Consider the following 26538-nt stretch of genomic DNA (forward strand, 5'->3'; position numbering starts at 1 on the left):
TTTGATTATTATAAAAAATATAATATTGTTGTTATAAAACTTTTAATATATTTTATAATTTTTTTGACAAATTTTAATTAATTGTGTATTATGTTAATCTAATAATTTAAATATTGGAGTAAAATTATGGATATGTTAGAAAAATCTGAAGATATAATAGCTTATATAAAAAATTCAACAAAAAAAACACCGGTTAAAGCATATATAAAAGGAACTTTATCAAATATAAAAACCAATGCTAAAATTTTTTCTTATGGGGATTTTAATTTTATAGTTGGTGATTATGAAGAGATAAAAAAAATATTAGAAGAGTATAAAGAATTTATAATGGATTATTATTTAGAAAATGACAGAAGAAACTCTGGAGTACCTACTTTAAGTTATTTTAATATTAATGCGAGAATTGAGCCTGGTGCTATTATAAGAGACAAAGTAAAAATAGGTGATAATGCTGTTATAATGATGGGAGCTATTATTAACATTGGTGCTGAGGTAGGAGATGGAACTATGATAGATATGGGTGCTGTATTAGGAGGACGAGCTATTGTTGGTAAGAATTGTCATATTGGTGCTGGGGCAGTATTGGCTGGAGTAATAGAACCTCCTTCTGCTAAGCCTGTTATAGTTGAAGATAACGTTGTAATAGGAGCTAATGCTGTTGTATTAGAGGGAGTTCATATTGGTAAGAATGCCGTTATTGGTGCTGGTGCTATTGTTATAGAGGATGTAGCAGAAAATCAAGTAGTTGCTGGTAATCCTGCTAAAGTTATTAAAGAAAAAGACAGTAAAACTATTGATAAAACAAAATTAGTTGATGATTTGAGAAAATAATTTTAGTTTATTAAATATTTAAATATATATTTTGTTATAGAAGTTTTTATTTTATTCAATTTTTTCTGTTCTTTTTCCCGCAGCTCGCGGTGCGGACTTCGTCAAAAGAACAAAAAGTGCAAGCATTTTTACTCTATATGTTGGAATATGTATTAATATAAAATAATACTTGTATTTTAAGTATAAAAAATACAGTCCTTTTGCTTCTTTGGTTGGGGCACGCCTCCGGCACTCCCTACTGTCGCCCTGAAGGACTCCCTACGGTCGCTCTGAAGGACTCCCTACGGTCGCAAAAGAAGTGGGTGCCACCCTACGGGCACGCTTCGCAGGGGGGCAAAGCCCTGCAATAATTTGAATTAAAAAATTAAAATTTTAGAAAGTGCAATCATTTTTATATTTTATTATTTTTATGAGAGGTTAAATATGCAAAGTTTTAATTTACAGCTTCCTACTAAAGTTATATTTGGAAAAAATGCTCAAGAGAATACTGCTTCAGAAATAAAAAAATTAAATGCTAAAAAAATATTTATTGTTTATGGTTCTAATAGAATAAAAGAAAATGGTTTATTAGATAATATAGAAAACATGTTAAAAAAAGAAAATATTGATTATACTTTTTTTAATAATGTAAAAGCAAATCCTTTACTTTCGCATGCTAGAATTGGAGTAAAAAAGGCTATAGAGTTTAACGCTGATTTAATTTTAGCTATAGGCGGTGGAAGCGTAATAGATACTGCAAAAGCAATAGCTATAGGAGCAGCTAATCCTGATATTGATATTTGGGATTTTTGGACTAATAAAAAAACTTTAGAAAAAACTATTAATGTAGGATGCATACTTACAATTTCTGCTGCAGGAAGTGAAACTAGTACGTCAGCAGTGCTTACTAATGATGAAACTTTAGAAAAGAGGGGACTTAATACAGAGTTTAATCGCCCTAAATTTGCTATAATGAATCCTTCTTTTACTTTTACTTTGCCTTATTATCAAGTGGCATGCGGAATAGTGGATATTATGATGCATACTTTAGATAGATATTTTGCTGATAATTGCTGTAATGAAACTACAGATGCTATTGCTGAGGCATTACTTAGAGTTGTTATAAAAAACGGTGCTATAGCTATGAAAGATAAAACTAATTATGATGCTATGAGTGAGCTTATGTGGTGCGGAAGTTTGTCTCATAACACTTTAACAGGTTTAGGCAATGAGTTTGATTTTATAGCACATAAATTTGGTCATGAACTTAGCGGGCAGTTTGATGTGGCACATGGAGCTAGTCTTTCTACTGTTTGGGGTCATTGGGCTAAATATTGCTATGATTATTCTGATTATACTAAAGAGAGATTTAGAAAATATGCAAAAAATGTGTGGAATGTAGATGATGCTCTTGAAGGAATAAATAAAACTATAGAATATTTCAAACAAATTAATATGCCTACCAATTTTACAGAATTGGGAGTAGGAATTCAAGATGATGATATGCTTGATTTACTTAGCAATAGAACTACAAAAAATGGCAGTTTAACTTTTAAACATTTTAGAGCTTTAAATAAAGATGATGTGTTTAATATATTTAAAAGCTGCAATGTTTGATATTCATTAACAATTTTTAACTTTTTTATTATTTGTGGTGGCGTTGCCCCATGCGAAGCGTGCCCTTAGGGTACACGCCCCCAGTTCTTTTTGTGACCAAAAGAACCAAAAAGACTGCAATTATTTAGCTTAAAATGTTGGTATCATCTTATTATGTATTCCTAAGATATTAGCTATAATATTTGTACTTTTTGTTACGGGAAAAAGTAGAATAAAAAAATTATATGATAAAATATAGTTGTTTTTTATTTTCTTAAAATATATTTATCAATATTCCTTAAATGCTCTTCATAAGTTACAGAGAAAGCATGTTTGCCTGTGCCGTCTGCTACAAAAAATATGTAATCTGTTTTAGCAGGGTTTAATGATGCCTCTATAGCTTTAGCACTGCTTGAGCATATTGGTCCTGGAGGAAGGCCTGTATTTTTATAGGTGTTGTAAGGGTGAACCATACGCAAGTCATCATATTTTAGATTTGGTTTTTCTATATAATCGCCTTTTACCAAAGTCATAGCATAAATTGTTGTAGGGTCTGCCTCTAGTCTTTTATCAATATTTAATCTATTATAGTATACAGAAGCTATTAATTTAGGGTCATCATTAGGGCCCATTTCTTTTTCTACAATAGAAGCCATAGTTAATACTTCATGTACAGTTCTTCCTATTTTTTTGGCTCTATCTTCCAAATCTGGAAACTGTTTGAAAAGTGAATCTATCATATGAGTAACTAATACTTCTGCAGGATTACCCTTTACTATATAATATGTAGAAGGGAATATATATCCTTCCACACTATCAGAAGGAATACTATATTTTTCTAATATTTTTTTATCATGGCATACTTTTAAAAATTCTTCTTTTGTAGTAAAGCCTTGAGTTTCTAAATAGTTAGCTATTTCGTATATATTTTTTCCTTCTGCAATAGTGAGCCTTACCATAGCTTGTTTTCCGCTATTTAAATGCTTCATTATATCTATCATGCTCATATTTTTATTAAGCTCATAATAACCGCTTAAAAGTTTTCTGTCATATTTTAAATGTTTAGCTAATACAACGAATAGTCTTGAATTTCTTATAAGTCCTTGCTCTTGCAGTTTTTTTGATATATTGTAAGCACCTTCACCTTGTTTAATTTCAAAATATACTTTTTGAGAATCTTTTGCTACTGGTGAAGTTGTATATATTATTAAACTAACTATTGATATAGCAAATATTATAGCTATAGAAACTATTATAATTAAAGCTCTTTTCATAATTTTGCATAAACCTTTATATAATTAATTATTGATTAATAATTATAAACAAATAAGCAAAAATTGTCAAAATAATATTTTTGTTTTAGAAGATAGATTATTTAAATTATAATTGTTATAAATTTATCTATTCTATATAAAAAATATTTAATTAGTATAAATATTATTGACAAATAAAAAGCTATAATATAAAATTGGTAAACCATATAATCTTGGTGTATTTATGAACACAACACAACACAACACAACACAACACAACACAACACAACACAACACAACACAACACAACACAACACAAAATAAAATAATTTATTATTTCAATTTTTTAAACAAAATTACTTTTTACCCTTTAATTTTAAAAATCTATTTTACAACTTTATCTTTGTATTATATAAAAAAACACTATCTTTTAATATTCTGTATAAATAATCATTAATATAAATATTTTAGGACTTTAGGTATGAAAAAAATACTATTTACTATTTTACTTATTATAAGTTTATTTGCTTTATCTTGTAAAAATAATTCATCATCTTCTATTGGCAAAATTGGAGAAATTGTGGTTAATCCTTATGGAGTAACACCATTATCAGCAGTTTATACAACAGAAACAGTTAATGCTGCCCCTATAACAGTAACAGTTAAAGGACTTTATGGGGAGCCTGATATAATACATACTTATCCAGCAGGTTATGGCACGGAGTTTGAAATACATGGCATGTTTCCAGAATCTGAAAATATTATTGAAGTTAATGATGGCGGAAGGATTATAACTAAGAATGTCAGTATTGGAACTATATCGTATAATAATATTAATATACAAAAGAAATATGATGTAGAGATTAACAATCTACCAGAGGAAAAATATCCTAATAACCCTGAATTATATTTTATTTATCTTTCTCAACCAAGATTTAATATTGCAATATCTCGTAATGGAATAATAAGATATGTTGAAAATGGATCTTATACTTATAAGATATTAAAAAAAGGTAATGGTTTTATAAAAGCTAGTATAGATAATGATATATATGATTTTTTAGGTAAAAAAATTATAAATTTACAAAATAAGTCTCATCATGATATAATTATAAAAAATAATAATTATGTTTATTTTTCTACTTCCACTTTTGGATCTGAAGATAGATTAATAGAAATTGATAATTCAGGTAATATAATTAAAGAACTTAGTTTTGCTAAATTAATAGAAAATTCATTAGATTTACAAAAATATCCAGAAGACGAAGTAATATTTAAACAAATAGTATTTGGTGAGGATGTAAATAATATATATATAAATAATAATGGACAAAACCAAAGTATAGATTGGTGTCATGCTAATTCTTTGGTTTATGATTCAGAAACTGATATTTTATATGTATCATCAAGGCATAGAGGAGTATTGTCTATAGATTATAGTGAATGGAAATTAATATGGTGGATGGCCGATGAAACATTAGCAACTAAAATATTAGTTGGTTATGGAGGTATACCGTACAATATTCATTTTAAGGATTTAAAATCATTAGAGGCATATAGAGTTAAAGGTGATGCTATAAATGATGGTCCTAAGAATCAACATGCTCTATTTTTACATAAAAATGGTAATTTAGGAATGTTTGATAATCAGGGAGATGAGGATAGTAATCCCAATGGTTCAAGATATGTAGAATATAAAATAATAGGCACTTATGGAAATTATCAAGCCAAAAAAGTTTATGAATATAGATATCCTTCTTTATATTCAAGAATAACTTCAGATGTAGATTTTACAGGTGAAAATTATCAAAATATGATTATAACTTATGGTCTATCTAAAACAGTTATAGAAATACATAAAGATACAAAAAATATTTTGTTTAAATTTATAGTAAATATAACAGATCCAACCTATTTGTATAGAGCAGATAAAATGCCGTTATATTATGATGAGGGAAGAGTTTATTCAGAGGATTGTAATTTGAAGAATCCTAATTAATTTTAATTTTATAAAATAAATGAAGGCTTGATTACAATATCGTGATTGAGCCTTTTTTATCATTCTATATGTAATAATTACATGAAATCATTGACAATTTATAGGTTTTATGATATATTGCATAACTGTATAATTTCTAACAAAATTCAAAAAATAGGGTAAGTATATGAAATACGAAATTTTAGCTCAAAATGCCCGCTTTTTTACAATATCAGCGGCAATTCTAACATTAGCTTTTGCATTCTATTTCTATAAATGGATGCGTAAACAAGATGAAGGTACAGAAAAAATGAAAGAAATAGCTTCGCATGTTCGCTCTGGTGCTATAGCTTATCTTAAACAACAATATAGAGTTATAGCTTTCTTCTTTGCTGGAGCTTTCATAATTTTTGCTATTCTTTCTTATGCTTTAAAAGTACAAAATCCATTCATTCCTATAGGTTTCTTAACAGGAGGTTTCTTCTCAACACTTTCTGGTTTCTTAGGTATGAAAACTGCTACTTATGCATCAGCAAGAACTGCTAATGCTGCTAGCAAATCACTAAACCAAGGTTTAACTATAGCTTTCCGTTCTGGTGCTGTTATGGGGCTTACTGTTGTTGGTTTAGCTTTATTTGATATATCTATGTGGTTTATAATACTTAATGCTTGGCTTGATAATAGTTGGTTTAATACTGACTTCTTGGCTTTAGGTAATATTGCTCGTGATTCTTCAGAGTTTATTTCTGCTAAGATGCACTTTGTTACTACTACAATGCTTAGCTTTGGTGTAGGTGCTTCTTTCCAAGCTTTATTTGCTCGTGTCGGCGGCGGTATATTTACTAAAGCTGCTGACGTTGGTGCTGACTTGGTAGGTAAAGTTGAAGCTGGAATACCTGAAGATGACCCAAGAAACCCTGCTGTTATAGCTGACAACGTTGGTGATAACGTGGGTGACGTTGCTGGTATGGGTGCTGACCTTTATGAATCTTATGCAGGTTCTATACTTGCTGCTATGAGTTTAGGTTCTGCTGCTTTTGGTTATATTAATCCTGATATTAGCCCTATATATGCTGTATCTCTTCCTATGATACTTGCGGCAATTGGTACTCTTTCTTCTATAATAGGTGTATTCTTCGTTAAAACTAAAGAAGGTGCTACTATGGGAGAATTGTTAAAATCTTTAAGAGTTGGTGTTTATGTGAGCAGTGCTATAATAATAGTAGTTGCTTTTATATTAGTAAAAATGCTTCTTCCAAACAATTTAGGTTTATTTGTTTCTATAATTGTAGGACTTATAGCTGGTAACGTTGTTGGTTTCTTTACAGAATATTACACTGCTGCTGAATACAGACCTACTCAATGGGTTGCTGAACAATCTAAAACTGGTCCTGCTACTGTTATAATCGGAGGACTTGCTGTTGGTATGCAATCTACTTTAATACCTGTTGTTACAGTAGTTGTTTCTATTATATTAGCATTTGGTTTTGCTGGAGGTTTCGGTTCTGGTGCTTCTGCATTCTCTCAAGGTTTATATGGTATTGCTTTAGCTTCTGTTGGTATGTTATCTACTTTAGGTATTACATTAGCTACAGATGCTTATGGTCCTATAGCTGACAATGCCGGCGGTAATGCTGAAATGTCTGGTCTTCCTGAGAGTGTTAGAGAGAGAACTGATGCTTTAGACTCTTTAGGTAATACTACTGCTGCTACTGGTAAAGGTTTTGCTATATGTTCTGCTGCTTTAACTGCTATGGCTTTGATTGCTGCTTATATAGAAGAGATTAAAGTTTCTTTGGGCAGAATGATTAATACAGGTAATTTAACTTCTATTAATATCGGTACTATAGAGTATACTGCTAATACACCTGCAGAATTATACCAAAAAATAGTTTACAGCTTACACATGAATGAGTTTATGAATGCTTTCAATATTCACTTGATGAACCCTAAAGTATTAGTTGGTATATTTATCGGTGCTATGTTAGTATTCTTCTTCTGTGCTTTAACTATGAAAGCTGTTGGTCGTGCTGCTGCTGGAGTTGTTGAGGAAGTTAGAAGACAATTTAGAGAGATTAAAGGTCTATTAGCTGGAGAGGCTGGAGTAAAAGCTGATTATGAGAAAGCTGTTCAAATCTGTACTAAATCTGCTCAAAAAGAGATGATTGTTCCTTCTGTACTTGCTATAGTTGTACCTGTTGTTGTTGGTTTTATATTTGGCGTACCTGCTGTTATAGGTATGTTAGTTGGCGGTTTAACTTCTGGTTTTGCTATGGCTGTTATGATGTCTAATGCAGGCGGTGCTTGGGACAATGCTAAAAAATACATTGAAGCTGGTAATTTAGGCGGTAAAAAGATACTTGATGAAAATGGTAATAAAATCACTAACCCTAATCATGCTGCTGCTGTTATAGGGGATACTGTTGGTGACCCATTCAAAGATACTTCTGGACCAAGCTTAAACATTCTTATTAAACTTATGAGCTTAATAAGTGTTGTATTTGCTGGTGCTGTTGTTGCTTTCTCACCAAAAATTCAAGCTTTACTTGGAATAGCTGACCAAATTATTAAGTAATAAATTTTATTAAAAATATAAGCTGTCTGACTTTTATTAGTTAGGCAGCTTTTTTATTTACTATAATTCTTTTTATTATACAATAATTGTTAAATAATGGTAATTTTTATTTATTTATAATACTAATCATACTTAATATTATTAATTTTAGGTATTTACGATATCATTTTTGTTTTGTTATTTTTAATATAAAGTTTCTTGGATTTATTATGAAGTTTGTAAAATATTTTTTATTTGTAACAATTTTAATTATAACTATTACATACAGTGCATTTGCAAGTTTAGAGATAAATTTTCAAGGACATTATGGAATTGCTTTTCCATTTAATTCTATAAAAGTAAATGATAATTATAAAAACACTATTTATGACAGCGTTGATGGTACTTTAGGTTTTGAAGGAACTTTGTTTTTCCAAATAGGAAATTACTTTAAATTATTTGAAGATGATTATACAAGCATTATTAAAGGTGTGAGTTTATTTGGAGATATTGGTTTTAGTATTAATGCTTTGATGTCTGATTATAAAGAGAATAATAATAAATATACAGAGGTACTTGGATTTTATTCTATGCTGGTTGGGGCAACTGTTAAATTAAATTTCAGTAAAATGTCTATAGGATTAGGTACAGGAATAATAGCTCCTTTATATGCTATGGTCGCTTCAAGTAAATATGGCGGGGTTATGTCAGCACCTGATGATTTAGATAATTGGAATGTTAATGATATGAGAAATCTATTTAAAGCTCCAATAATGCCTTATGTAAAACTCACTATTGAAGGATTTTTGTATTTAGTTCCTAATTTTGCTGTTACTCTTGGAGGCTATATGATGTATAATTTTGGTATGCAGTACAAAACAGATGTTGTTAATAATAATTTAGGCGGTAATATATATAATCAATATAATTTCTCTGATTTTTCTATTGGTTTAATTTTAGGTATATCTTTTGGAAGAAGCGACGGATATAATTAAAAAGCTAGGTCATTAGAAGAAAGCATTAAGTTTTTTAAAATTACAAAATAGTAAATTATAGTAAGAATTAAGGCTGCTTAACTTTAATAAAAGTTGGGCGGCTTTTTTATGTGTAAAATTCCAATATTTATAATAATAAAATAAATGTAGTGTATTATATTTATATAATATAAAAATAAAAAATACATATTATATTCTTGACATTAAAGAAATTTTAATATAAACTCGCAAACTACAACAACAATATAAGGATACATTATGAAAAATAGACATTCCATTAGGGTGAAGATGCCTATAGTGATTAGTTTGCTCAGTACATTTTTTTTAGTTTTAATAGTTGTTATATTATCGTTGAGGTCTAACAAAACAATAAAAGAATCTACGTTATCTGGATTTAATAGCACAGTTACTGGTTATAAAGAGATGTTGGATACTTGGTTAGATGACCAGAGAAATTTGATAAGAACTTATGCAGTATCTCCTGTTGTAATATCATATCTTTTAAATAGAGATGCTGTTGATATTAGACCTGTGCTTGCTGAGTTTGAGGCAATTAATGATTTGGTTTTAGATATAGGTTTAACTGATACAAATGGTATAATATTGGATAATGTGAATGGGGTAAAAATAGGGGAAAATATTATTACCATTAGAACTAATATTTTAAATATATTAAAAGCTAACAATAACAAAGCTTCTTTTGATGATCAATTACAAAAATCTGTTGCTGATAATAAATGGTCTTTAGCTGCTCTTTCTGGTGTATTTTATAATGGGGAGCATATAGGAAATGTATATATTATTATGGATTGGGAAGATTTATCTGTGAGGCTTCAGAATTTAAAACTTCCTGAAAGAACAAGGATATTTGCCGTAGATGATGATAGAAATATAGTTTTAGACACTAGAAATGAGCTTAATACCAAAGCTAATGAGGCTTATGAACAAATTATTAATTCTAATCAATTATCTGGGTATATGACTTATATATCTTCTGTAAGTCATGATTCAAGAACGGCTGTTTATACAAGGATAGATAATGTGCCTTGGTATTTAATTATGGCAATGGATGATAAAATTATTTATCAGGCTAATAATGATTCTATAAAGATATCAATAGTTATTTGTATATTATCTATCATTTTTATAAATATTTTTACTTTTTTATATATTAAGAGAGTTACAAACCCATTAAAAGATTTAATGATTCATGCTACGAATATATCTAATGGAAATATAAAAGAAAATATTAGAGTAAATTATAGAAAAGATGAGTTTGGAGAATTAGAAAGAGTTTTTGATTTGATGAGCAGACGATTATCTGAAGTAGTGTCTAATGTAAACAAAGCTTCTGATGAGATAATAGAGGCGGCAGAAAATATGATGGAAAGCAGCAATGAATTGTCTGAAAGAACAGATTCACAGTCATCAAGTTTAGAAGAAACGGCAGCTAGTATAGAGGAAATGGTTTCTAGTATTAAGATATCAGCAGAAAAATCTGTAGCGGGTAAGAATATGATGTCTGAGTCTATTATATTTATTGAAAATGCTGCCAATATAATATCAAAAACAGCTTCTAATGTTGAAGAGGTTTATCATTCCAGTGAAAAAATTAAGGATATTACTAAGATAATTGAGGATATTGCTTTTCAAACTAATATACTTGCTCTTAATGCTTCTGTTGAGGCGGCACGTGCAGGAGATCAGGGTAAGGGTTTTGCCGTTGTTGCTTCTGAAGTAAGAAACCTTGCTCAAACTACTCAGGCTTCTGTAAAAGATATTACTGATTTAGTAGATAATACCACACAAAAAGTTGCTGTGGCTACAGAAACAGCTAAAGAATCCCAAAAGATATTTATTGATTTACAGAAAAAAGTATCTGAAACTTCTGAGCTTATGGAAACTATTACATCTAATGCTTTAGAACAGGAATCTGGTACTAATCAAATAAGTATAGAGGTAAATAATATGGAAAGCGCTACTGCGCAAAATGCAGCATTGGCTGAAAATTCAAATGAAATATCAAAGAGTTTAGTTGAAAAGGCTAGATCATTAGAAGAAAGCATTAAGTTTTTTAATATTATAAAATAGTAAATTACATAATAATTAAAGCTGCTTAACTTTAATATGATGTTGAGCGGCTTTTTTTATTAATTTTGAAATTTGTTTTAAAACAGTAAATATTTGTATTGTTTTAATTTTATTATTTGTATAAGTTTTATTCAACTTTTTCCCGTAGCTAAGCATATAAAGATACTTCCTTTAGTTGTCTTGAAGGACTCTGTCAAGGTTTTACCCTTCGTGTACGCTTCGCAGTAGGCTATCCTCCAAAATATAAAAACAGAAATTGATAAATTTAAAATTTTTTAGTGTTTATAAAATAAATAAAATTAATGAACTTTCTCTTTTACAATACCGTTTCTATAAGCATTGAGTAATTCTTCTAAATCGTTTATTCGTTTATTTAATTCAATGCCTATATCAGTTTCGCCAACTGTAATTCTGTTTACAAATCTATCTACTATAGTGGTTTTTGGAGATATTCTAAAACCAGACTCTACTACTTCAGCAAAAGGTCTATGCTCTGCTATAATCATATCATTAGAGTTCGATATTAAAGTGTATCCTCCTATGCCTGTGCTTTTATGATAAGCCTTAGAAAGACCTCCGTCTATAACCAAAAGTATGCCTCCGCCTTTTATTGGGCTTTCTCCTTTATGAGTCTTTACTGGTACATGTCCATTAACTATATGAGATTTATGTGTATCCAAATCAAACTCTTTTAATATACTCTCGCAATAATCTTTTTTATCTATATGATAATAATATGAATTATAACTTTCTTTATGAGTTTCTTTATCTTCTATAAAATATCTTTCAAAAGTTGTCATTTTATTTTTGCCGAATAATGGAGATTTTGGCCCGCACCATAAATACCAGCAATAATCCAAAGCATTAAGCTGTTCTTCGCTTCCAACTTCGCAGTAAAATGCCTTACGCACCTTATCTTCAACTTGCTGTAAATATCTTTTCCCAGATAAATATTGACCGTCTATATATACATCATCAAAACTGCCGTCTTCTTTTGTGGGTATGCATCCATGATAAAGAAGATTTCCATTAAATATTTTATATATTCCGCCTTTAGCATAAATATAATTAGTATGCTTTTGAAGCGTTGGGCTATTAATAAAAGAAAAAGCTAAACTCTGTATTAAAGTGTTTTCTCCTTCTGTAAGCTCAAATGGTTTTTTAGGATTTATTGTTGGGAAGTTTTTATCTTTAAGCTTATAGATTTTACCGTCAATATTAATAGTGCCTTTTTTATAATCAATCTTATCTAAAAGTATTCGTTCGTCCATAGCATAATTTGGGTGTCTTTTTATAAGCTGACATTCTAACTTAAATTGTATTATTGAAATTGCCTTATGCATCTTTGAAGCTAAATCTTTATCAACTTCATCATATATATTTTTATCTAAAGTATTAGGCTTAAACACTTCGCAAGGGTCATCTTTGTAAACCTCATTAGCAAATGATGATAAAGCCCTTAAATTAATTCCATAACTATATTCAAGTAAATCAAAATTATTATACCTCACGGCTAAACGAACAGCATTAGCAACACAAATTAAACTCCCCTTAGCAGCTCCAAGCCAATGTATATCATGATTTCCCCAAGCCATATCAACTTCATTAAAGTTCATTATACTCTCTATTACTTTATCTGGGTGAGGTCCTCTGTCATAAATGTCGCCTACAATATGAAGCCTGTCTATACTGCATTTTCTTATTAAAGCACATAATGCTATAATAAACTTTTCTGATGCAGATACATCTATTATAGAGTCTATTATAGAAAAATAATAATTTTCTTTATTATCTTCAACAGATGTTTGTAAAAGCTCATCAAGTATATAAGCAAAGTTTTGAGGCATCTTCTTTCTAATCTTTGACCTTGTATATTTGCTTGTAACAAGTTTGCATATTCTAATGAGCCTATATATAGTTATTCTGCACCAATCATTAAAGTCTTCCATTGCAGATTTTTTATTAATCATATTCTTTGTATCTACTATAAGTATTTGAAGTTCTATTCTCTCATTTTCTGTTAAAGTATTTCTGAATAATGTTTCTATTTTTTCTTTTATCACTCCAGATGAAGTGCCTATTAAATATTCAAAACCTTCAAATTCCCCATGTATGTCGCTTAAAAAATATTCTGTACCCTTTGGTAGTTTGCATATTGCTTTTAAGTTAATAATTTCAACAGAAGCATCGTCTATAGTTGGGTATTTTTGAGATAATAATTCTAAATAATCCTTATCTTTCATAATAAAAAATCTCCAAAATATTATTTAAAACACAAAAATATATATGAAAATATGTTTTTATTGTAGAATAACTCCGATATAGTATAAGTATATACAAAAAATAATATTAATCTATTATAATAAAAATATAATAGTAAATTTGATTAATTTTTTATATAATAGGGATATAAGTTAAATATAGTAAAGAGTAATTTTTATGACAGAAACTAAAAATATTAAAATATTCCATTCTATAAGGGGCGTTTCTCAAAATTTTGGAGAGATTCCGCAAATTGATTTGGAAATAGATTTGGATAAAGAATATAATATATATAAAAATAATGATAATGTTATAAAAAAACTAAAAAATATTATAATATCAAAATTAGAAGAGTCAAATATTACAAAACAAGATAAAATAATACTTTATGCAATAGCACCAAATAGCATACTAGTGTCTATAGCATATATATTAGAAAAATATAAATATAATTTTGATTTTTTACCAAAACCTAAAGATTCTCTTATATGGGGTTATAGAGATATTGATATTAGTGATCCTGAATTAACTAATTTTATAGATAGTAAATCAACCCAATTAAGAATATCGAATATAAATCAGCCAATAGGCATAATATTATCCGGCAGATCTAATATAGATAATATAGAAGAAGTTTATAAAGATAATGAAAACCTAATTATAAATAAGGGTTTCGATTATTCATACACAAATATTATTACAATCACCCATGAAATAAGATTACAAGAAAACTCTGATAAAAGTTTAGTAAATAAAAAATGCTATGACATATTTGTAAGTGAAATAAACTCTATTTTTAATGATATAGTTTCATACGAAAATATTAAAGAAGTTCATATATTAAGTTCTATACCTGCGAATGGGCTTTTATATTTAGGGAAAAAAATGGCTAGTTATAAAAATAATCATCTAACATTTTATATTTATAATTATAGCAGCCATAATAATAGATATGAATTAGGGGCAATATTAAATAGTAATTTGATTGATGAATATTAATTATATTTTTACTACAAGGTCATTTATTATTTTTATAATTAATAAAAGCTATATTAGCCATAATTATTATTTTAGAGCAAATAAAGAAAAATTAAAGTTAGACAAAGAGCAGTATAATAATATTAGAATATCTAATTTCAACAGTTTTCTTATTTTCGCAATTTTTACAATTTATAAAAAATTACAAAAATTGTAATATAAACTAATCAATACTATTAGCTATAACTCTAATATTTTCTCCATAACTCCATTTAGTATTACTGCAGTCATAATTAGTGAAAGATAAATCAGGCGCAATAAAAGTTTTTATTCCAAATAATGCAAATGGTATAATATTTTTTAAATTAGGCATGCATCCTTTTAGTATAAATGATTTTAAATAAATATTATCTTTATTCACATTATAATTACTATATTTTATATCTATTATATTAAATTTAGTATTTTTTAATAAAATACTTAAGTTACTTGGGCTAAAATTAACGGTATGCTCAGTAGTCAAATAATCAATTAATACATCTTTGCTAACTTCGTCAATCATTGGAGAATTAGGAACTTCTATATAAAGAACCCCATTAGAATTAAGCATAGATTTAATTTTTAATAATATATCCTTAGGTTTTATAAAATGTTCTAAAATATGAGAGAGTATTATAACATCGTATTTTTCATTATCTGTTAAAAAATTTGATTTCAATTTTATATCATATTTATTTTGAGCATATTCTCTGGCATAATCATTAAGCTCATATCCATAAACACTAAACCCATTATCTTTAAATATTTTTAATAAAAGACCATCAAAAGCACCTATTTCACATATTTTTATATTATGTTTATTTTTTATATCTTTAAATAAAGAATTAATAAATTTAAATTGTGATAAACTTCTTGAATAACGTATTTTAAACTTAGCATACTCAAATATTTTATTTTTTATTTTGTTTTTTCCATTATGGTATAACCAATATTTATGGTATTCATTTTTATATAAATTATTCATTTCATCTTCAGTAGGATATTCTATATAATATAATTTGCAATTATTACATTGATAAACTTTTTTATCATTCTGCCATATATTTTTTATAATACCTATTTCAGTATAATTATTACTACCGCAAATACCGCATACCATATAAATATGCTCCATTATTCAAAAGAAAGCTCAATGCCGCATTTAGGACACTTAGTCATATCTTCAGTAATGCTAGAGCCGCAGTTAGGACATTCATAAACTTCTATTTCCTCAACAACCTCTTCAGCTATTCCTTCATAATTTTCATCAGTCTCTTCTACAACACTTACAACTTCTTTAAGCACATTTATTATATTATTAACAGTTTCTTCATCGAGATTAGTTTTTTCTATAATATCTTTAGCATTCATTCCATAAAGCTCTTCTATAGAATTAATACCTCCATCAATAAGAGTTTTTATAACATCTTTATCTATATCAGTTAATGAATATAAGTTGCTTACCACCGCCTCTTGAGTATCTTCAGTATTAGTTATAACCTCTTCATTTTCTGCATTTTCTTCAACATTTTCAGCAAATATTTGATTCAAAGGAACTATATCTTTTAATAGTTCAGGATTTTCTTTAATATCAGTTTCTGTTTTAAGGTCAAAAGTATAACCAGTAAGCTGAGAAGCCAATCTTACATTATATCCGCTTCTTCCCAAAGCAAGAGATAATTGATCATCAGGTATAATAATCATAGCTTCTTTTTTGTCAGGGTCTGTAATAATTATTCTGGTAGGTTTAGCAGGAGCAATGGCCTCTGAAATATACTCTCTAATGTCTTTAGACCATTTTACAACATCAATCTTCTCGCCTTCAATTTCTTTTATAATAGCTTGTATCCTCATACCCTTCTGTCCAATACAAGCTCCTATTGGATCAACTTCAGGCTTATTTGATACTACTGCTATTTTTATTTTTAATCCAGGCTGTCTTACAACATTCTTTATCTCTATAGTGCCGTCAGCAATCTCTGGAATCTCTAATTCGAATAATTTTTTAATAAAATCAGCTTTAGTTCTTGTTAAATATATGGTAGGGTGTCCTGACCTGTCATTTTCTACCTTGTATATGTATGCTCTTATTCTGTCACCTGCAGCATAATGCTCTCTTGGAGATAAGTCTTTTTTTAGTAAAACACCCTCAGTCTTACCTAAATTCACATATATATTGCCTCTGTTTTCTCTTTGGAAATACCCATTTACTAATTGATTTTCTCTTCTTTTGAATTCATTATATATAATATTTTTTTCAAGCTCAGAAATCTTTTGAAAGAAAGTAGTTTTCGCAGCAGTACTCTCTATTCTTCCAAAATCGCCAACATGATCAACTAATATTAAAACCTCATCGCCTAAATTAATATCACTATCAAGTTTTTTAGCCTCTTCTAAAGATATCTCTTTTCTGTCGTCTTTTACCTCTTCAACAACATTAACTCCTCTATATACTGTAGGGTTATTATTATTATCAAAATTAATATGGAAGTTTACATTATCTCCATATTTCTTTTTTAAAGCCAAAATCATAACAGATTCTACAACCTCTTTAAGCAAATCAATACTTATATCTTTTTCCTCAGATAGCATTTGTAAATAAGTACCAACATTTTCAAACATAGTTTTAATTCTCCATTTTTGTTTTTTACTAGCAATTTAATCTAGTTTTTATAATATTAGATTTTAATATCTTTATATCAATGTTATCATCATTTGTTATAATAATATAATCATCTTTAGCTTCTTTTAATATAGCCGTAGTAGTAATATAATTGTCATCATCTATCTTGTATTTAATCTTTATAGGCATATCCTCAAAAAGCTCATAATTATCATCAAATTTCCATCTAAACCCAGCAGAAGATACAGTAATAGTATAATCACCCTCATCATAACCATTATTTTTTATCACTTCTTGAATTACTCTTGTAGCTTCAATACAATGATTATGTGAAACACTCTCTTTTTTCTTAAATATAACAGCATAAACTTTTTTATTATCCTTAACAGCAAGTACTTTTAAATCCAATAAATAAATATTATGCTTTTCTATTAGCTTTTTAGCATTCTCAAAAAGCAACTCTTGGTCTATTACTTTAACTTCATCTTTTTTAACAGGTTTAACTTTTTTCTTTTTAGCATCTCTGCCGTATTCTTTTTGCCTTTGAGGTCTTCTGTTGTTTTTTTCGCTCATAATACCATACTACTATTATTAATTGTTAACAAAAAAAGAGGGTCAGTTTTTCCCTTTTGGGAGATAAACCAACACTCTTTTATTAAAGTCCTATTGATTATAAAATTAATTCTATATCAATAAATATTTTTGTCAAGCAATTTTTAAAAATTAAAGATGAGATAAATACTCAGTAACTCTTACAGCTGCCACTGCACCCTCACCAACAGCATTAGCAACTTGTCTTACAGGCTTAAATACAGAATCTCCGCAAGCAAAAACTCCATCTATATTAGTAGCCATAGTAGACATATCAACTATAATGTGTCCGCTTTCTTTCATAGCAATACCAGTATCTTTTAATATACTTGTAGCAGGCTCTTGACCAACAAACACAAACACCCCATCTACAGCTTGTTCATGTATAGAATTATCTAATACATTTTTGATTTTTATATTAGTAACCTTTCCGTCTCCGCAAATCTCATCTATCACACTGTCTAATACATATTCTACTTTGCCAGTATTAGTTAAATGTTCTATATTGATAGCATCAGCTCTAAACTCTTTTCTTCTATGAACCAAATATATTTTATTAACAAATCTAGTAAGGAAATAAGCCTCATCAAAAGCACTGTTTCCGCCTCCAACTACAGCAACAGTTTTGTTTCTGTAAAAAGCACCATCACAAGTAGCACAGTATGAAACACCTTTTCCAGCAAAATCTGCTTCGCCTTTAGTGCCTAATTTCTTAGAAAATCCGCCCATAGCAAGTATTATTGTTTTAGTTTGATAAGTTTTTCCATCTGCAGTATGTATTGTTTTTACTTTATCTTTAATATTTTCTATCTTTGTTACCTCATCATAAACTATAGGGTTTTTAGAAAATTTTTCAGCATGCCTTTGCATTCTATCAACAAGTTCAAAAGAAGTCATCTCCTCTGGAAAACCTAAATAATTTTCAACAGTATCAGTACTCATCATCTGTCCGCCAATACCTTTCTTCTCTATAAGTAAAGAATTAGTTAAAGCTCTTCCCAAATAAAGCAAAGCTGAAAGACCGGCAGGACCTCCGCCTATAACAATAGAATCATATATATTATTTGACATAATAGAACTCCTTTTTTATTAGTAATAATTATTATATCGTATTTTTTAAATTAGTCAAACATTTTGTTATAGTATTATAACTTTTTGAAATGCTTATTAATATAGGCTATTATCTCGCTTGTGTTTGCTATTTCCCGAGATGAATTTCCAACTCTAATAAAGAATTTTTCCTCTTTAAGGCCCTGTTTATTAGTAATTTTACTGTATACAGGCTCTCTGCTCTTACTTATATAAACAATACATATATCTTTTCCTTCTTCTTCAACAAAATCTATCCTAATATTTTCAGCAGAAAAAGCATTGCCATAGTATGTTTCAACCAAAGTTCTAAGATGAAGCTCAAAGAAATCTTTATTAGGCTGTTTTAAAGTAGAATAATCATGGTCAAGCCCTATAATTTCTCCGTCATTAGTAATTCCTATAAATAGCCTTCCGCCTTCAGTATTAGCAAATGCCGCAATAGACTTCATTATCACTTCTTCTAAAGACTTATTTATTTTTTCTGTATTGCTGTCGTATCTTAAAGTAGACTTAAACTCTATATTTGTACTTTCACCTTCTTTAATAATATTTTTAATATTCATATGATTGTTTCTCAAATCTTCTATTATCTTTACATAATGAGCAGAGAACATTACTATCAGACCTATTGTAAGAACTACAAATATAACAAAGAAAAGTATTATAGGTATTTGTATTTTGTTTATCAAAGACTTCTCTGGTATTATAATGCCTATTTCAACTTTATTTTCTGATACACTAAAATTACCCTTATATCCCCAATAATGCTTATTATTATAAATTACTTTAGCTATATCTTCGCTTTCATTCTTTTGAAACTCATAATTAAGCATATTTGCTATTTCAACAAAATCCATAGGGTTTTCATTGGTATTAGATAAAGATACTGGGAAAATTATTCTGCTGTTTCCAGTAACCAAATAAGCATATATATTATTCATATTTTTTATATCTAAATTATCAAACTTTACATTAAACTGAGAAATATATTCGAAAGCAACATTCTCACTTGCAATATAAATTAAATGTATATAAGGCTTACCATCTTTAACATAAAATGAGTCTATACTAAGCTGCTCCATTGGTATTGCGGAGTATTTTTGCATATTATTCGTGGCAATAGTACCTTGAACCTTATAACCATTACCTGATTTGGTAATGGACATATAACTGTCTCCAAATTGCATAGCTGCTTTTTCTATAAAAGTATGCTTTGGAAAGAAATTAGTTATTAAAACCTTATAAACGTCAGGAGCCTGATTGATTATATCAAATATAGGCGTCATCTGCATAGAAAAATAGTAGGTTGGATAATATATTTTAGAATATTCCTCTACTACGCTGTTTTTTACATCTTGAAAAAGTGATTTAAAAAGAAACTTTACAGGCACAGGACTACGCATTTGAAAATATACAAAGCCTGCTACAGATAAAAACAGAAATACTAATAGCACATCTTTAAGTATCTTATTACGTAATTCAGATTTCGAGATAAATCTTCCAGATATTATTTTCATGCCATATCCATAGTACCTATTTTTTTCTTAATCATCATACTATAATAACATAATATAATTATAATATCAACCTGTAAAGAAAAAATAAAAATAATAATATTTTCATAAATTGCAAAAAAATATTTTTTATTTTATCATATATTAATTATTTTTAAGAGGTTAATAAAGTATGGATTATAATGAAAAACTATACAATGTATTTTCAAACAAAGAACATAGATTAGAATCTTGGATGGCAGCAGTATTTTCTAAAGAATATGACCACAATGTAACTATAGATGAGCTTAAAGAAATTTTGGCAGAAGAAAACAGCTTTATAGTTACAGAATTTAAAGAAGTAGAAAAAGAGAATTATATAAGAGAAAACTCGAAATGGGAAGTAATATTAAAAGCAGAATATATAGAAGAATATGATGACGAGTGTGAAGAGTGTGATGATGAATGCGATAGCGATTGCTCTTGCGAAGTACATGAATGCTCACATAATCATGAAGAAGACCATCAATGCTCATGCGTACATCACCATGAGGAAGACCATCAATGTTCTTGTTCTCATAAACACAGTGAAGACCATCAATGCTCTTGCGGCAGTCATAATGATGATAACATAAAACAAAATGATGAACTAACCTTCTACATTGCATTAATAGATGCAAAAACTATAACAGAAAATGTACCTGAAATATTCTCAGTTAATACAATAAAAGAAGAAAATTATAAAGAAGCATTAGAAGTAAATTATGCCATACATATATCAACAGTATTTCAAAATTATCCGCTTACTGATTATCAAAGACAATTACAATTATTAAACAGCATAGTAGCAGATGCTTCATTATTTTTAGATATGTCTTGTTCTACTGCACGTTCTGGAGATTGGCTTGCATACACTGCAACATTCCAGCTTTTACCTTCACTAGACTATCTTTACACTATTCATGCTATATATGATGATGATAAAGACCCAAGCAAAGTAGAATATTGGTTTCATACGCATGGATTATACAGAGCTGGTGTGATAGAATTAGAAATAGTTGGAGTAGAGGATTCTAATGCCTACTATGGAGAATTATTAAACACCGTAGCAAAACTATTTATAGAGAGAGGAGTCCCTGAAAAAGGATTTAAATTTACTCCTGCTTATGGCGTTAGTGTTTGCTGGCTTCCTTGGCAAGAGGCTTTAGAAAAACTTAATATTGATAAAGATTTTTCTGGAAGCTATAAAGACAGAAATGATAATATACATAACACTCCTTCCGGCGTATTAGTGGCAGTAGATGAAAAAGGAAATTATCATACTATGGACTACTATAAAGATAAACTTACAGATAATCCTATTTTTATGCTTAGCAATTTTGAAACTGCTATAATGAGAGAAGCTGCTTTTGATAAGATTGAATACTTTATAGAGTTATTAACAAAGAAAAAGAAAGATGAGGATACTTCGTTTTTAGTAAAATTAGGTTATACAAAAGAAGATGAAGACCCTAATGATTTGGAGCATTTATGGTTTGAGGTTCATGATTTTACTGATGACGGGTATTTTGATGCTACATTAATAAATGAGCCTTATAAAGATTTGAATATGCATGAAGGAGACAGAGGAATGCATAGCATAGAAAATCTTACAGATTGGATAATATACTATAAATCTGTACATTATGACTCTAAAAATATATATTTATTATTTGAAGATTAAATTTATAATTTCTTGACCTTATATAGAAATAATGATATCATTAATAGCATATAATAGTTTTTTATAGATAAGAAATGAAAGAAAAAATTATTTGTCTATCTTTTATTTTATTGGTTTTTTTATTTGGTATTATGATTAATACTTTTTATAATAATACTAATAATAAAACATATATAAAAATAACTATAAAAGGCGCTGTAAGGCATGCAGGTGTGTATTTTTGTGAATATGGTTCTTCTTTTGCTAAATTAATTGAAATAGCTGGAGGAATCACAGAAAGAGGATATTTGCCTGAAGGATTAGATTACAATATGCCGATTACAAATGATATAACTATAAATATACCAACTAAGTATTATAGCATTAAAAAAAATACTGAAGGGAGATAAAATTGAAATTAAATAATTCAAATATTTTTGATGATGATAATGATATCTCTCTTGATGAATATGATATAGATTCTCTTGTAGATAAAAACATTGAAATTAATGAAAACAATTTCCCAACTGTATCTATAGGCAGTGAATCTCCAACTATACATAGCTCTATAATAGATGATAGTATAACATCTACTGCAGATGAAAATATAGCAACAGAAAATAATAATCAAGAAACAACTGTAGAAGCATATACTGAAGAAGAAAATAAAATATATAATGAAATAGAGAGTAGTATTGGAATATCTGAAGATGAATTAAATGCTATAAGTGATGTTAATGATTTTAATTTAGAGAGTCATTTTCAAAATAATGAAATAAATGATAGTGAAACTGTAGAGGCATATACTGAAGAAGAAAATAGAGCATATAATGAAATAGAAAGCAATATTGGAATATCTGAAGATGATTTGAATGCCATAAGCGATGTTGAAGATTTTAATTTAGAGAGTTTCTTTGCTAATAACACATCTACTAACACAGAAGATGCATCAAATGATATTATTGTAGAAGAGCCTATAAATAATGAAGAGCTTATTAATATTGATGAAAATACTGAGAATGATACATCATATAATGATATTAACAGTGAAATTGTAGAGGCATATACTGAAGAAGAAAATAGAGCATATAATGAAATAGAAAGCAGTATTGGAATATCTGAAGATGATTTGAATGCTATAAGTGATGTTGAAGATTTTAATTTAGAGAGTTTTTTTGCAAATAGTGCGTCCAGTATAGAAGATGTATCAGATAATATCACAGATGATACTATCAATAATAAAGAAGCTATTAATATAGATGAAAGCTCTGAAACTAATGATAATTTAGAAAATAATGTAGAAAGCGTTGAAGAAAATAATGATATTGTAGTTAATGATGATAATATTACTGAAAATGATAGTACTTTTGAAACTACAGTTAATGATGAAATTAATAATACTTTAGATAATTATTTAGAATCTGAAAGCTCTGAAACTAATGATAATTTAGAAAATAATATAATAGAAAGCGTTGAAGAAAATAATGATATCGTAGTTAATGATAATAATATTACTGAAAGTGATAGTACTTTTGAAACTACAGTTAATGATGAAATTAATAATGCTTTAGATAATTATTTAGAATCTGAAAGCTCTGAAACTAATGATAATTTAGAAAATAATATAATAGAAAGTGTTGAAGAAAATAATGATATCATAGTTAATGATGATAGTATTACTGAAAGTGATAGTACTTTTGAAACTACAATTAATGATGAGATAAATAGTATTTTAGATAATTATTTGGAATCAGAAAATGAAATCAATTTAGATAACGCAGAGAGTGAAGAGAATATTGATGATTCTGATATAAACGATGAAGTAATTGAGGAATTAGAGCAATTAGATAATTTAGTTGAGAGTGTAGAAGAGATAGAAAATATAGACAATAATGATGATATAGCTAATATAGTATCACAGGGATTGTCTGAAATAGAGAATCTTGAATATGCAGAAAATAATGTTTTAGAAAATGATGATAGTGTAGTAGAAGTTATTGATGAAGAGAATTGCACTGATGAAAATATAATAAATGACACAAATATCATTGAAGAGAATAATACTTTTGAAACTACAGTTAATGATGATATAAATAATATTTTAAATAATTATTTGGAATCAGAAAATGAAATCAATTTAGATAACGCAGAGAGTGAAGATAATATTGATGATTCTAATATAAACGATGAAGTAATTGAGGAATTAGAGCAATTAGATAATTTAGTTGAGAGCGTAGAAGAGATAGAAAATATAGACAATAATGATGATATAGCTAATATAGTATCACAGGGATTGTCTGAAATAGAGAATCTTGAATATGCAGAAAATAATGTTTTAGAAAATGGTGATAGTGTAGTAGAAGTTATTGATGAAGAGAATTGCACTGATGAAAATATAATAAATGATACAAATATCATTGAAGAGAATAATACTTTTGAAACTACAGTTAATGATGAGATAAATAATATTTTAGATAATTATTTGGAATCAGAAAGTACTGGAATTTCTGAAGATAATAATAATTTAGAAAATATAGAAGAGAATATTGGTGATTCTTTCACAAATAATGAAATAGATAATGAATTAATTGATGAGCTGAAAGAGTTAGATAATTTAGTTGAAAGTGTAGAAGAAATTGATGATATTGAAAATAGCAATATAGCTGATATAGTGTCTCAAGGTTTATCAGAAATAGAGAATCTTGAATATGCAGAAAGCAATGTTTTAGAAAATGATGATAGCAGCGTAGTAGAAATAGTTGAAGAAAAAAAATATATTAATGAAAATAATGAAAGTACTGAAGACAATACTTCAAATAATACAATCGGAGAAAATATTCATAACATTGATGTGCCTGATATTGATGATGTAGATTATATAGATGAATCAAATTATATTAATGAGAATAGTAATCAAGATGATATTATAGAATTATCTGGAAATGAGCTTGATTTAATAACTAAAGATGAAAATATTGAATATAAATATATACAAAATAATAATAAAGAGTATATGGATATGAATAAAATAAAAAAAGATATAGAAGAATTAGAAATAGATGAATTATCTAATGAAGAAAATAATATATATAATAATCAGATATCAAATGAAGATAGCAATGAAGTATATGAATTAACAGATGAAGAAGTAAGTATGTATAAAGACTATATAGAAAATAATGAATTAGATGATAATGATCTTTCTAATGAAGAAATAGATATGTATAAAAGCTATATAGAAGGCAAAGAATATAATAATATTTCAGAAAATGTTGCTAACTTGGAAGATACTGATAAAGAAGATGTTAATGAACTTACAGAAGAAGAAATAAATATGTATAAAAATTACATAGAGAAAGATTCGTCTGAAGAGAAAACTGATGATTTAACAGATGAAGAAGAATTAATGTATAAGGCTTATATAGAAAATATAGGTTCTGATGATTCTCTTGATTCTGCCAATTCTACAGAAGAAGAAATATTAATTAATGATTCATCTAGTGCATATATTGAAAAAGAAGAAGCAAATAATAATGCAGTAGAAGAATTAGCAGAAAAAGAAGTTCAAAATGAGATAATAGAAGAAAATAAAATAGAAAACAAAGAAGAAGAGAGTAACGATTTTTTAGCTAAATTAAAACAAATGAATGAAGAATATAGAAAAGAAGAAGAGGATAAGAAAAAAGAACAGAATAAAGAAGAAGAGAGTAACTATTTTTTAGCTAAATTAAAACAGATGAATGAAGAATATAGAAAAGAAGAAGAGGATAAGAAAAAAGAACAAAACAAAGAAGAGGGTAGTAGCGATTTTTTAACTAAATTAAAACAGACAAACGAGGAATATAAAAAAGAAGAAGAAAATAAAGCAGCAGAAGAAGAACAAATTAAAAAAGAAGAAGATAATAATGATTTTTTAGCTAAATTAAAACAAATGAATGAAGAATATGGAAAAGAAGAAGAGAATAAGAAAGTAGAGCAAGAAGATAGTAATGACTTTTTGGCTAAATTAAAGCAAATGAATGCGGAATATGTAAGGGAAGAAGAGGAAAAAAAAAACGAAAAACTAACTAAAAAAAAAGCTGAAGATATAGAAGAAAGTATAAACGGTGATACTTTGATAGAAAATGATGAAGCAGATGAGGTAATAGCAGATAATAATGCTTTAATAGGAGCAGCAGAAGAAGAAACAGTTATAGATGATAATGCTTTAATAGGAGCAGCAGAAGAAGAAACAGTTATAGATGATAATGCTTTAATAGGAGCAGCAGAAGAAGAAACAATTATAGATGATAATACTCTAATAGGTGTCGAAGAAGAAGAGACAGTTATAGATGATAATGCTTTAATAGGAGCAGAAGAAGAAGAAACAGTTATAGATGATAATGCTTTAATAGGAGCAGAAGAAGAAGAAACAGTTATAGATGATAATACTATAATAGGTGTCGAAGAAGAAGAAACAGTTATAGATGATAATACTATAA

At 28.0% G+C, this 26538-nt stretch carries 17 protein-coding genes; 10 read left to right on the plus strand and 7 right to left on the minus strand.

The annotated features are described in order from the left end of the window. The first annotated feature begins 126 nt into the window (after positions 1-126). Both dapD and R4I97_RS05270 read left to right on the plus strand, forming a co-directional pair. Complete coding sequence (gene dapD / locus R4I97_RS05265) at positions 127-831, plus strand: 2,3,4,5-tetrahydropyridine-2,6-dicarboxylate N-acetyltransferase (RefSeq protein ID WP_335784028.1); 705 nt, start codon at positions 127-129, stop codon at positions 829-831. A gap of 423 nt (positions 832-1254) precedes the next feature. Then, positions 1255-2427 (plus strand): iron-containing alcohol dehydrogenase, encoded by a 1173-nt coding sequence (locus tag R4I97_RS05270; RefSeq protein WP_335784029.1) that lies wholly within the window; start codon positions 1255-1257, stop codon positions 2425-2427. A 245-nt stretch (positions 2428-2672) separates the two neighbouring features. On the opposite strand, the gene mltG is transcribed toward R4I97_RS05270, so the two are convergent. Beyond that, positions 2673-3680, minus strand: a complete 1008-nt coding sequence (gene mltG / locus R4I97_RS05275) for an endolytic transglycosylase MltG (protein WP_335784030.1) — start codon at positions 3678-3680, stop codon at positions 2673-2675. A 460-nt stretch (positions 3681-4140) separates the two neighbouring features. Between mltG and R4I97_RS05280 the strand changes: the two genes are divergently transcribed. The 4 genes from R4I97_RS05280 to R4I97_RS05295 all read left to right on the plus strand — a co-directional run bounded on the left by R4I97_RS05280 (position 4141) and on the right by R4I97_RS05295 (position 11277). Then, a complete protein-coding gene (locus tag R4I97_RS05280) occupies positions 4141-5658 on the plus strand; it encodes an aryl-sulfate sulfotransferase (protein WP_335784031.1) in 1518 nt (505 codons plus the stop codon). A 166-nt stretch (positions 5659-5824) separates the two neighbouring features. Further along, positions 5825-8212 carry a sodium-translocating pyrophosphatase gene (locus R4I97_RS05285; RefSeq protein ID WP_335784032.1) on the plus strand — a complete coding sequence of 796 codons (2388 nt, stop codon included), beginning with the start codon at positions 5825-5827 and terminating at the stop codon, positions 8210-8212. Between the two features lie 209 nt (positions 8213-8421). Continuing rightward, the gene (locus R4I97_RS05290) at positions 8422-9186 is read left to right on the plus strand and encodes a hypothetical protein (RefSeq protein ID WP_335784033.1); all 765 of its coding nucleotides are present in this window, start codon (positions 8422-8424) and stop codon (positions 9184-9186) included. Positions 9187-9444: 258 nt separating this feature from the next. After that, positions 9445-11277, plus strand: a complete 1833-nt coding sequence (locus R4I97_RS05295) for a methyl-accepting chemotaxis protein (protein WP_335784034.1) — start codon at positions 9445-9447, stop codon at positions 11275-11277. Between the two features lie 299 nt (positions 11278-11576). Here R4I97_RS05295 and R4I97_RS05300 read toward each other — a convergent pair whose 3' ends face one another. Then, complete coding sequence (locus R4I97_RS05300; RefSeq protein ID WP_335784035.1) at positions 11577-13520, minus strand: fructose-1,6-bisphosphatase; 1944 nt, start codon at positions 13518-13520, stop codon at positions 11577-11579. 196 nt (positions 13521-13716) lie between these two features. Here R4I97_RS05300 and R4I97_RS05305 point away from each other — a divergent pair, with 196 nt between their 5' ends. Further along, the gene (locus R4I97_RS05305; RefSeq protein WP_335784036.1) at positions 13717-14538 is read left to right on the plus strand and encodes an SAVED domain-containing protein; all 822 of its coding nucleotides are present in this window, start codon (positions 13717-13719) and stop codon (positions 14536-14538) included. A gap of 202 nt (positions 14539-14740) precedes the next feature. Here R4I97_RS05305 and R4I97_RS05310 read toward each other — a convergent pair whose 3' ends face one another. From R4I97_RS05310 to R4I97_RS05330, 5 genes are all read right to left on the minus strand, one after another. Next, on the minus strand, positions 14741-15676 hold the full coding sequence (locus tag R4I97_RS05310) for a class I SAM-dependent methyltransferase (RefSeq protein WP_335784037.1): 936 nt from the start codon (positions 15674-15676) through the stop codon (positions 14741-14743). A gap of 14 nt (positions 15677-15690) precedes the next feature. Then, on the minus strand, positions 15691-17178 hold the full coding sequence (gene nusA, locus R4I97_RS05315; protein ID WP_335784038.1) for a transcription termination factor NusA: 1488 nt from the start codon (positions 17176-17178) through the stop codon (positions 15691-15693). Between the two features lie 28 nt (positions 17179-17206). Further along, entirely contained in the window at positions 17207-17752 is a 546-nt protein-coding gene (locus R4I97_RS05320; protein WP_335784039.1) for a ribosome assembly cofactor RimP, read from the minus strand. A gap of 150 nt (positions 17753-17902) precedes the next feature. After that, positions 17903-18841 (minus strand): thioredoxin-disulfide reductase, encoded by a 939-nt coding sequence (trxB, locus tag R4I97_RS05325; protein ID WP_219709005.1) that lies wholly within the window; start codon positions 18839-18841, stop codon positions 17903-17905. 74 nt (positions 18842-18915) lie between these two features. Beyond that, positions 18916-20379 carry an ATP-binding protein gene (locus R4I97_RS05330; RefSeq protein ID WP_335784040.1) on the minus strand — a complete coding sequence of 488 codons (1464 nt, stop codon included), beginning with the start codon at positions 20377-20379 and terminating at the stop codon, positions 18916-18918. 169 nt (positions 20380-20548) lie between these two features. On the opposite strand from R4I97_RS05330, the gene R4I97_RS05335 reads away from it, so the two are divergent. From R4I97_RS05335 to R4I97_RS05345, 3 genes are all read left to right on the plus strand, one after another. Further along, positions 20549-22078: a DUF4026 domain-containing protein gene (locus R4I97_RS05335; protein WP_335784041.1), complete on the plus strand. Its 1530-nt coding sequence runs from the start codon at positions 20549-20551 to the stop codon at positions 22076-22078. Positions 22079-22152: 74 nt separating this feature from the next. Beyond that, on the plus strand, positions 22153-22467 hold the full coding sequence (locus R4I97_RS05340; protein ID WP_335784042.1) for an SLBB domain-containing protein: 315 nt from the start codon (positions 22153-22155) through the stop codon (positions 22465-22467). Positions 22468-22469: 2 nt separating this feature from the next. Then, a partial coding sequence (locus R4I97_RS05345; RefSeq protein WP_335784043.1) for a hypothetical protein occupies positions 22470-26538 on the plus strand: 4069 nt, incomplete at its 3' end.

The organism is Brachyspira pilosicoli, assembly GCF_036997485.1.
GTDB classification, from domain to species: domain Bacteria; phylum Spirochaetota; class Brachyspiria; order Brachyspirales; family Brachyspiraceae; genus Brachyspira; species Brachyspira pilosicoli_C.